The organism is Azonexus sp. (assembly GCF_036170495.1).
In the GTDB taxonomy this organism is placed as follows: Bacteria; Pseudomonadota; Gammaproteobacteria; order Burkholderiales; family Rhodocyclaceae; genus Azonexus.
The window spans coordinates 1-9,456 of the sequence record NZ_JAVHPH010000414.1; the positions used below are offsets into that span (position 1 = coordinate 1).

A 9,456-nucleotide genomic window follows, 5' to 3' on the forward strand; every position below is an offset into this window, starting at 1 on the left:
TGCCTTATTAGTTGATTCAAGCGTAATTTGCTATTTTAACACGCCAAACTTACCGTACAGACCCGGTTTTACATGACAACAACACCCCAAGTTATCGACCTGCTCATCGACGCCCGCTGGATTGCCACAGTCGATCCCGACACCGTGCTGACCAACCATGCCGTCGCCGTCGACAAAGGTCGCATCCTGGCCGTCCTGCCCAGCGGCGAAGCGCACGCGCGCTTTGCGCCAGGCCAGCAGGTCAACTTGCCTGATCACATCCTGATTCCCGGCCTGATCAATCTGCACACCCACGCGGCCATGACCCTGATGCGCGGCCTGGCTGACGACCTGCCGCTCATGGACTGGCTACAAAATCACATCTGGCCAGCCGAAGCCGCCCACATGTCAGCCCAGTTCGTCTACGACGGCACCCGCCTCGCCTGCGCCGAAATGCTCAAGGGCGGCATCACCTGCTTCAACGACATGTACTTTTACCCCGAGGCCGCAGCCGCCGCGGCCTCTGAAGCGGGCATGCGCGCCATGCTCGGCATCATCGCCCTGGAATTCCCCACGCCCTATGCCAGCGACGCCGACGATTACCTAAACAAGGGACTGGCTGTCCGCGAAACCTGGCTGAACGACCCACTGATCGGCTTCTGCCTGGCCCCGCACGCCCCGTACACCGTCGCCGACAGCACCTTCGACCGGATCCTGACGCTTTCCGAGCAGCTGAACCTACCGGTCCATTGCCACATCCATGAAACACAACATGAAGTCGAGGAAAGCGTCAGGCAACACCAACGTCGGCCACTTGAGCGCCTACGCCAACTCGGCCAACTTGGCCCCAACTTTATTGGCGTGCACGCCGTTCACCTGAACGAAGACGAATTGCAGTTGCTGGCCTCCACCGGCTGCAGCATCGCCCACTGCCCGACCTCCAACCTCAAGTTGGCCAGCGGCTTCGCCCCTGTGGCGCGGATGCGACAACTTGGCGTCAATGTCGGTCTCGGCACCGACGGCGCGGCCAGCAACAACCGCCTCGACCTGTTCGGCGAAATGCGCCTGGCGTCGCTCCTCGCCAAAGGCTTGACCGGCGATGCCAGCGCCCTCCCCGCCCACGAAATCCTGCGCATGGCAACCCTCAACGCAGCCAATGCCTTGGGCCTGGGCAAGGAAATCGGCTCGATTTCTCCCGGCAAGTCGGCCGACCTTTGCGCCGTCGACCTCGGCGCCCTAGAAATGCAGCCCTGTTTCGATCCGCTGTCACATCTGGTCAATGTAGCCGGGCGAGAATGCGTCAGTCATGTCTGGGTGAACGGAAAGTGTTGCGTAGACCACAAAATTTTACTCAACAGCGACCAAAAGCACTTGGATTCGGCCCTTGCACTATGGCAAAATGGCTTGGAATTCCGCCGGCAGCCTTGATTTTTGCCATAGCGCGGGTTAAAGATTTTCAAATTTTCTTCAACGAGGGAAAACAATGATCAAAAATATCGCCAAAAAATCTCTGGTTCTGGCCCTGCTGGCCGGTATTGGTTTTACCGCTGTGGCGCAAGAGCGCGTTTATCTGATCGACGGCCGTGACGTCGTTGCCAAGTCGGGCACCGGCCTGTGCTGGCGTGATGGCTACTGGACCCCGGCCGCTGCCGCTGCCGACAAGGCCGGTTGCGAATGCGACAAGGACCTGCTGCCGAAGGAAGCCTGCGCCCCGAAGGTTGCCGCGACGGGTAATGGCGGCGCCAAGGCGGCCGGCGTCAAGCCGTCCGGTGAAAAGATCACCGTCGCGGCCGACGCCCTGTTCGACTTCAACAAGGCTGTCCTGCGTCCGGCCGGTAAAGCCAAGCTCGACGAGCTGGTTTCCAAGGCCAAGGCGATCAAGCTCGAAGTGATCCTCGCCGTCGGCCACACCGACCGCCTCGGTGGCGACGCCTACAACCAGAAGCTGTCCGAAAAGCGCGCTGCCGCCGTCAAGGAATATCTGGTCGCCAAGGGCATCGAAGCCAACCGTGTGTACACCGAAGGCAAAGGCGAAAAGCAACCGGTTACCGGCAACAAGTGCAAGGGCAACGCCAAGACCAAGGCCCTGATCGACTGCCTGCAGCCGGATCGTCGCGTCGATATCGAAGTCATCGGCACCAAGTAATCGGCCGCTGCTGCAATGAAAGCCCCGCCCAGCGGGGCTTTTTCTTTTCCGCTCAATTTTTCTCAACAACATGACCACACTCAATGCCGACCCGGCCGAACTGGAAAAGTTTGGTGATCTTGCCCACCACTGGTGGGACCCAAACAGCGAATTCAAGCCGCTGCACGACATCAATCCGCTCCGACTGGACTGGATCAACCAGGCCATCGGCCTCGCCGGCAAGCGCATCCTCGATGTCGGCTGCGGTGGCGGCCTGCTCTCGGAAGGTATGGCGGTACGTGGCGCCAACGTGACCGGTATCGACCTTTCGGAAAAACCGCTTGGTGTCGCCCGATTGCATTTGCTGGAAAGCGGCCAAAAAGTCGATTACCGCAAGATTTCCGTTGAACATCTGGCCAACGACATGCCGGGTGCTTTCGATGCCGTGACCTGCCTCGAAATGCTCGAACACGTCCCCAACCCGTCCAGCGTCATCGCTGCCTGCGCGCGGCTGGTCAAGCCTGGCGGGCAGGTTGTCCTGTCCACGCTGAACCGCAACCCGAAATCCTATCTTTTCGCGGTGATTGGCGCTGAATACATCATGAACATGCTGCCCAAGGGCACGCACGATTACGCCAGATTCATCAAACCCTCGGAACTGGCGCGCTGGGCCAAGCTAGCCGGCCTGGAGCCAGACGAAGTGATTGGCATGAGCTACAACCCGTTGACCACGGTTTATTCCTTGGGATCGGACACCAGCGTCAATTACCTGATGCGCGCCACGCGGCATGTTTGATGCCGCTCTCGGCGAGATGGACGGGACGCGGGCCGACACGGCGCCCGCCCCGGGAGAAGCGGTCAATATTTTGCCGCTGCAGGAAGGTCGACCGTAGCCATCGCTGACGGCGCTCAGGCCGTTACCCCGTTAGACGAGTCGGGCCGAAATAAGCAGATTGCGCGGCGTCAGGCGCCGGTCGCAAAAACGACCCAAGCCGACCTCGTAGCCACGTTCGGCGAGAAAGCAGCCCAGATCGAGGGCGAGCCAGACTTCGATGGCCCGCCGGAAGGCATGACGCACGATGGATAGCCGCATCACTTCGTCGCGACGTTGCCAGCCGCGCACCTCGAATTCTGCGGCAACTGAAGTCGAAGGCAGCGGCAAGCCCTCCCGTTGCGCCATCCGGCCGAGAAACTCAGCAAATTCGGCGCGTATCCAGGCATCGGAAACGGGCTTGAAAGTTCGGTAAGCGTCGCCCGTCACCGCCCGGCGATAGGCATCGAAACCGAGTTTCCAGGCGATGGACCGATCCCGCTGCCGCGTTTCCCGTGGTGACGAAGTGACGGTTTCGGTGACAGCCAGACGGGTATCGTCGCGCGTCAGCGACAATCGCACACCAGCCGACTGTGCCTGATAGCATTCAGCCACGCCGCGGTGGTAGCAGCAGGGCGCAACATCGAAGGCAGCCACGCCTTTTGCCGCGCCATCGCGGATCAAGCGGCGATGCAGCTCTCCGCAGGCGTGCAGGGCGACGGCATGGTGGCCGGCCTGTGGCCAGGCTGTTACGGTCAACGCATCAGAAACGACAAATTCCTGCTGCACCCCGGCCCGTTGCGCCAAACTTTCCCCGGCCTGGCACAAACTGGCATCGATCTCCAGGGTATGCACAGGCGTCTGCCAGGCCAATGCCAACAGCCGTCCGAGGTGGCCCTTGCCGCCGCACCAGTCGAGGACCGGTTGCCGGCCCTGACCGGCCGCTACGGCGAAGGCCTCGATCTGCTCGCGCTTGCGCCCGGGAATTTCCCAGGCCCAGTGGGCGCTGCGATCAGGCAGAGGCGCGCCTGGCATGGCCGGCAATTCAGCCAGCAAGGCGAGCCTGGAGAGCCCCGGAATATGCCGGGAAAGGAGTGCCAACGCCATGGTGCCGTTGTCGTTGAGGCGGGCAATATCGGCCTCGGGCAAGGCCATCAATTCATCGAGCAGGGACGGCCAGCGTTCGCACCATGGCGGTCGTGCCTGACGAAAGGGCTGCGGGTGCCACAGGTCGCGAAAGTTGAGCAGCTCGGCATCCAGCCCTTGCTGGCGCTCGACCAGCCTCACTTGAGGGCGGCCCGCCGCTCGCGGCGACGATAGCCGACGATAGGCGGAACGATGGCCAGAACGAGTACCAGCAAGCCAAGGCCGAGCGGCCAGAGGATCGGGCGATTCCATTCGCGCCTTGCCGCAGCACGATCAACAGTATCGATACGCTGGTATTTCAGTGTGTTGTTGCCGACCTCGCTGGGCTTGCGGTTTTTGAGCCAGCGGTGGCTCAGGGTGTAACTCTTCGGGTGCAGACCGAAGACCCAGGGCGCGTCGTGGTGCAGAATGCGGTTCATCTGACGGACGATGCCCAGGCGCTCAGGCGTGTTGTCCATGTTTTTCATGCGCAGGAACAGGTGGTCAAACTCCGGGTTGGCGTAATTCGAGGCATTCTCGCCGCCCTTGGCGACCTTGCCTTCGTTGCCGTCGAGCAGGAAAAAGAAGTTTTCCGGGTCGGGGTAATCGGCGTTCCAGCCGAGATAGTAGAGCTGGACGTTGCCTTTGCGGATCTTGTCCTGGAAGCGGTTGAAGTCGGTTGAGCGGACGACGAGCTGGATGTCGATCTTGGCGAACTGCCGGGTCAGCCAGTCGAGGCGTGATTTCTCGCCCATGCCGCCACCGGTGGTATCGAGGTTGACGACCAGCGGCTCGCCGGTCTTTTCGTCGCGGCCATTCGGATAGCCGGCTTCGGCCACCAGTTTTTTGGCGACCTCGACCGGCTTGCGCTTCGGCTTGCCATCGACCCAGTCGTAAACGGTGCTATCGATCCCCTGTTCGCCCGCTTCAAAACCGAAGATGCCCGGCGGCAACGGGCTTTGCGCCGCGATACCACGGCCGTTCTGGAAGATGGAAATATATTCTTCCTGATCGATGGCGATCGAAATGGCCTGGCGCAACTTGGTCGCCCGTGGCGAAAGACCGCCGATAACCGGATCGAGCATGTTGAAGCCCATGTAGAAAGTCGACGACTTGACAGAGGTGAGCAGGCGGATGCCCTTGTCGGTCATCTCGTCGGTGAGCGCCACGTCACCGCCGACATTGACGCGGACGGCCTGATCGAAGCTGTCGGAGGAAATTCCGGAAGCGTCGAAATAGCCTTGCAGGAACTTGTTCCAGTACGGGATCGCTTCCTTCTCGCGCGTGAAGATGGCCTGATCAAGGAAAGGCAGCGGCTTGCCGCAGTCGTCGAGCAAGCCGGCGGCGCGGTCGCCCGGCTCGCCTGTGCAGGGATAGGTCTGGCCGTGGAAATTCGGGTTGCGCGAGAGAACCATGCGGCGGTTCGGATCGTTCTCGCTGAGCATGAACGGGCCGGTGCCGACCGGCCACCAGTCGAGTGTCAGGTTTTTCTCGGCCATGCCCGGCTGGCTGAAGAAGCGGTCGACCTCGCGCGGCACCGGGGCAAAAAACGGCATGGCCAGCCAGTAGAGGAACTGCGGGTACTTGCCCTTGATGCGGATGCGCCAAGTCAGCGCATCGACCTTCTCGACGCCGCTTAGCGGGTAGGCATCGAGATCGAGCCATTCGGCTGACGGCTTGTCCTTGGCGGCTTTCTGCAGGCTGTCGCCAAGTGCCTTGAGACCGACGATCTTGTCGGCCATCATGCCGAAAATCGGCGAATGCAGGCGCGGATGGGCCAGGCGCTTGATCTGGTAGATGTAATCGCCCGCGTTCAGTTCGCGCGTGCCAACCTTGGGAAAATCGGCCATGGTTTGTCGTTTGGCGATTTCATTTTTGGCCAAAATTTCCGGTTGACCGTGGGAATCAATGGCGAAGGCCGGATGCGGCTGAAAACGGATGCCCGGCTTCAATTTCAACTCATAAACACTCTCGGCGATACGCTCGACCGGCGCATCGTGCGGCAATTCACGTCCGGCGGCGTCGTAGAAACGCGGCACCGGCACCTGCTCAACGGTAGACGGAATCAGCTCGTAGGGCCGTTTCAGGTAGTGATACTGGAGCGGCGGTTCGTAAATCTGCGCTGTGAATGCAATCTCGTCCTCGGTGTAGGACTGCGCCGGATCGAGATGCTTGGGGCGATCGGTGAAAGCCGTGTAGAGAATGTTGCGACCGGCATCGGCGACCGGGTAGGGATCGTTCCAGGCCGGGCCGCAAGCGGACAGGACAAAGACGGCAACGAGGCTCACACAGATTTTTCGCATGGCCGGAAGTTTAGCAAATGCCCGCCGCACCGCTTGACCTGCCCGACGAGAATTGCCCACAATGCCTCAAACACCACAATAGAGAGCCAGCCACATGCTTGAGACGACACTCCCCGACTTTTCCCTGCCAGCGACCAGCGGCACCACTTTCAGCCTGGCCGCCCAAGCCGGCAAGGTCGTCGTGATCTATTTTTATCCGAAAGACAGCACGCCCGGCTGCACCACGCAGGGCCAGAATTTCCGCGACCTGCACGACCAGTTTGTCGCCACCAACGCCGTCGTTCTCGGCATCTCCCGCGACAGCCTGAAGTCGCATGAAAACTTCAAGGCCAAACAGAGTTTCCCCTTCGAACTGGGCTCCGATACCGATGAAGCCATCTGCACCCTGTTCGCTGTCATGAAAATGAAAAACATGTATGGGAAACAGGTGCGCGGCATTGAACGCAGCACCTTCGTCATCGACCGCAACGGCGTGCTGCGCCGCGAGTGGCGTGGCGTCAAAGTCCCCGGCCACGTCCAGGAAGTGCTCGATTTCGTCAAAACCCTTTAACCCTTTCAATTTTCCCACCCAACCAAAGGCCCACTCCATGCCGCGCAAGCCCGCAGCCATCAAGAAGCCCGCCGTTACCAAACTTTTCGTTCTCGACACCAACGTGCTCATGCACGACCCGAGCAGTATTTTCCGCTTTGAAGAACACGACATTTTCCTGCCCATCATGACGCTGGAAGAGCTCGACAATAACAAAAAGGGCATGTCGGAAATTGCCCGCAATGCGCGCCAGACCTCGCGCATGCTCGATGAGTTGCTGGCCAGCAACGGCGACGATATCGATGAAGGCATCGATCTCTACGCCCCTTCCAGCAAACAAGCCAGCGGCCGCCTTTTCCTGCAGACCGAAGCAATCAGCAGCGAACTGCCACAGGGCCTGCCGACCTCCAAGGTCGACAACCAGATCCTGTCGGTGGTCATCCACCTCCAGAAAAAGTTCCCGAAACGCCCGGTCATCCTGGTGTCGAAAGACATCAACATGCGCATCAAGTCGCGCGCCCTCAACCTGCTCGCCGAGGACTATTTCAACGACAAGGTGCTCGAGGACACCGACATCCTCTACTCCGGCACCCGCGCCCTGCCCGACAACTTCTGGGACAAGCACGGCAAGGGCATGGAATCGTGGAAGAAGGACAGCCGGACCTATTACAAGGTGACCGGCCCCCTCTGTCCGCAAATGCTGATCAATGAGTGCGTCTGGCTGGAAAAGGATGGCTTCACGGCCATCGTCAAGGAAACCGCCGGCAAGACCGCGGTCCTCGAAACGCTGATCGACTACAGCCATCCGAAGAACGCCGTGTGGGGCATCATGGCGCGCAATCGCGAGCAGAACTTCGCGATGAACCTGCTCATGAATCCCGACATCGATTTCGTCACCCTGCTCGGCCAGGCCGGCACCGGCAAAACCCTGCTGACCCTGGCCGCCGGCCTGACCCAAGTGCTCGAAAGCAAGCTGTTTGCCGAAATCATCATGACCCGCGCCACCGTGCCGGTCGGTGAGGACATCGGTTTCCTGCCCGGCACCGAGGAAGAAAAGATGGCGCCGTGGATGGGCGCCCTCGAAGACAACCTCGACGTCCTGACCCACACCGACGACAGCAGCAGTGGCCCCTACGGCGGAGAATGGGGCAAAGCAGCGACCAACGACATCGTTCGTTCGCGGATCAAGGTCAAGTCGATGAACTTCATGCGCGGCCGAACCTTCCTGAAGAAATATCTGATCATCGACGAAGCACAAAACCTAACGCCGAAGCAGATGAAAACACTGGTCACCCGCGCCGGTCCCGGCACCAAGGTCGTCTGCCTGGGCAACATCGCCCAGATCGACACGCCGTACCTGACCGAGGGCAGTTCCGGCCTGACCTACGTCGTCGACCGCTTCAAGGGCTGGCCGCACTCCGGTCACATCACGTTACAACGCGGCGAGCGCTCCCGCTTGGCTGACCACGCGGCCGAAGTGCTATAATTTCCCCATCAATCAAGGGGCCGTGTCAGTGACACGGCCTTTTCGTTTCAACCACGGAATGTTTCAGCCGGAGGAGTTTCTTGAAACGTCGCGATTTTCTAGCATCAGCTGCCGCACTCTCGCTCTTCATCACCGACGCCTGGGCGGCAAAAAAACAGGCAAAAGCCAGTTCGTCAAAGGCTGCCGCCAGCAACCCAAAACACAAAGGCGCCGCCGGCAAGTCATCGAAAAAGACAAGCTCCCGCCATGATCGCCATAAAGGCAAAATTAGCTACAGGCCAGCCGAACCGGTTACTCATACCGCAGAAGATTCGGTCATTGAGCGACCGCCGCAAGGCACTACCGCCTCCCGTCTGCCCCCCGTCAAAGCGCCGGAACCGCCGAGCGAATGGCGCACCTTTGAAATCACGACAACGGTCAACCTGAAAAACACGAGCGGCACCAGCAAGCTCTGGCTCCCCCTCCCCCTCAACCAGGACACGCTATTCCAACGTACCCTCGGCCACTCCTGGGCTGGCAACCAAGCCAACGCCAGCATGCGCCGCTTGCCGGATGGCGACCTTGAGGTCTTCTATTGTGAATGGCCGGACAGCAGCGACGCCCGGCTTCAACTGACCACGCTGGTCACCACCGCTGACCGCCATTTTGACGTTACCAAAAGGACGGTCGCCCCGGAGCGCGAAGACATCCTGCGCCGCAACCTGCAGGCCTCGCAACAAATTCCCAACGATGGTCTGGCCTTCCAACTCGGCGAGCGTATCCTGGGACGGATCAAGGACCCGGTTGCGCAGGCCAAGGCCATCTACGACTGGGTTGTCGACAACACGACTTACGATTTAGGTCTGCCCGGCTGTGGGACCGGTGACGTGCGCCGACAGCTGATTCAGGGACAGTACGGTGGGCGCTCGGCTGACATCAATGGCCTCTTCGTCTCAATCTGCCGGGCCATCGGCATCCCGGCACGCTGTGTCTATGGCATGCGTACCGGATCATCGCGGCTGTTTCGCAGCCTTGGACTAAGCAGCGATGATGCAACTCGTGGCCATCACGTCCGCGCCGAATTCTACGTGCCAGGCTACGGATGGATTCCCGTTGACC

Annotated in this window: 8 protein-coding genes; 6 read left to right on the plus strand and 2 right to left on the minus strand. The window is 60.4% G+C overall.

The annotated features are described in order from the left end of the window. The first annotated feature begins 72 nt into the window (after positions 1-72). The 3 genes from ADADOO_RS15190 to ubiG all read left to right on the plus strand — a co-directional run bounded on the left by ADADOO_RS15190 (position 73) and on the right by ubiG (position 2,900). Positions 73-1,407: a TRZ/ATZ family hydrolase gene (locus ADADOO_RS15190; RefSeq protein WP_511278343.1), complete on the plus strand. Its 1,335-nt coding sequence runs from the start codon at positions 73-75 to the stop codon at positions 1,405-1,407. A gap of 55 nt (positions 1,408-1,462) precedes the next feature. After that, positions 1,463-2,125 (plus strand): OmpA family protein, encoded by a 663-nt coding sequence (locus ADADOO_RS15195; RefSeq protein WP_511278344.1) that lies wholly within the window; start codon positions 1,463-1,465, stop codon positions 2,123-2,125. Between the two features lie 70 nt (positions 2,126-2,195). Beyond that, positions 2,196-2,900, plus strand: a complete 705-nt coding sequence (gene ubiG, locus ADADOO_RS15200) for a bifunctional 2-polyprenyl-6-hydroxyphenol methylase/3-demethylubiquinol 3-O-methyltransferase UbiG (protein WP_511278345.1) — start codon at positions 2,196-2,198, stop codon at positions 2,898-2,900. 129 nt (positions 2,901-3,029) lie between these two features. Here ubiG and ADADOO_RS15205 read toward each other — a convergent pair whose 3' ends face one another. Together ADADOO_RS15205 and ADADOO_RS15210 are read right to left on the minus strand one after the other, a co-directional pair. Next, on the minus strand, positions 3,030-4,202 hold the full coding sequence (locus ADADOO_RS15205) for a methyltransferase (protein WP_511278346.1): 1,173 nt from the start codon (positions 4,200-4,202) through the stop codon (positions 3,030-3,032). Beyond that, positions 4,199-6,343: an ABC transporter substrate-binding protein gene (locus ADADOO_RS15210; protein WP_511278347.1), complete on the minus strand. Its 2,145-nt coding sequence runs from the start codon at positions 6,341-6,343 to the stop codon at positions 4,199-4,201. The genes ADADOO_RS15205 and ADADOO_RS15210 overlap by 4 nt, the downstream gene beginning before the upstream one ends. A gap of 94 nt (positions 6,344-6,437) precedes the next feature. On the opposite strand from ADADOO_RS15210, the gene ADADOO_RS15215 reads away from it, so the two are divergent. The 3 genes from ADADOO_RS15215 to ADADOO_RS15225 form a co-directional block, all read left to right on the plus strand. Then, positions 6,438-6,893 (plus strand): peroxiredoxin, encoded by a 456-nt coding sequence (locus ADADOO_RS15215; RefSeq protein ID WP_511278348.1) that lies wholly within the window; start codon positions 6,438-6,440, stop codon positions 6,891-6,893. A 37-nt stretch (positions 6,894-6,930) separates the two neighbouring features. Next, a complete protein-coding gene (locus tag ADADOO_RS15220; RefSeq protein WP_511278349.1) occupies positions 6,931-8,358 on the plus strand; it encodes a PhoH family protein in 1,428 nt (475 codons plus the stop codon). A gap of 80 nt (positions 8,359-8,438) precedes the next feature. Next, positions 8,439-9,456, plus strand: a 1,018-nt coding sequence (locus ADADOO_RS15225) for a transglutaminase-like domain-containing protein (protein ID WP_511278350.1), incomplete at its 3' end; no start/stop codon positions are given.

Bases quoted from the DNA above. Each gene is read 5' to 3' on its own strand.
- ADADOO_RS15190 (WP_511278343.1), top strand. From the start codon at position 73: ATGACAACAACACCCCAAGTTATCGACCTGCTCATCGACGCCCGCTGG.
- ADADOO_RS15195 (WP_511278344.1), top strand. From the start codon at position 1,463: ATGATCAAAAATATCGCCAAAAAATCTCTGGTTCTGGCCCTGCTGGCC.
- ubiG (WP_511278345.1), top strand. From the start codon at position 2,196: ATGACCACACTCAATGCCGACCCGGCCGAACTGGAAAAGTTTGGTGAT.
- ADADOO_RS15210 (WP_511278347.1), bottom strand. From the start codon at position 6,343: ATGCGAAAAATCTGTGTGAGCCTCGTTGCCGTCTTTGTCCTGTCCGCT.
- ADADOO_RS15215 (WP_511278348.1), top strand. From the start codon at position 6,438: ATGCTTGAGACGACACTCCCCGACTTTTCCCTGCCAGCGACCAGCGGC.
- ADADOO_RS15220 (WP_511278349.1), top strand. From the start codon at position 6,931: ATGCCGCGCAAGCCCGCAGCCATCAAGAAGCCCGCCGTTACCAAACTT.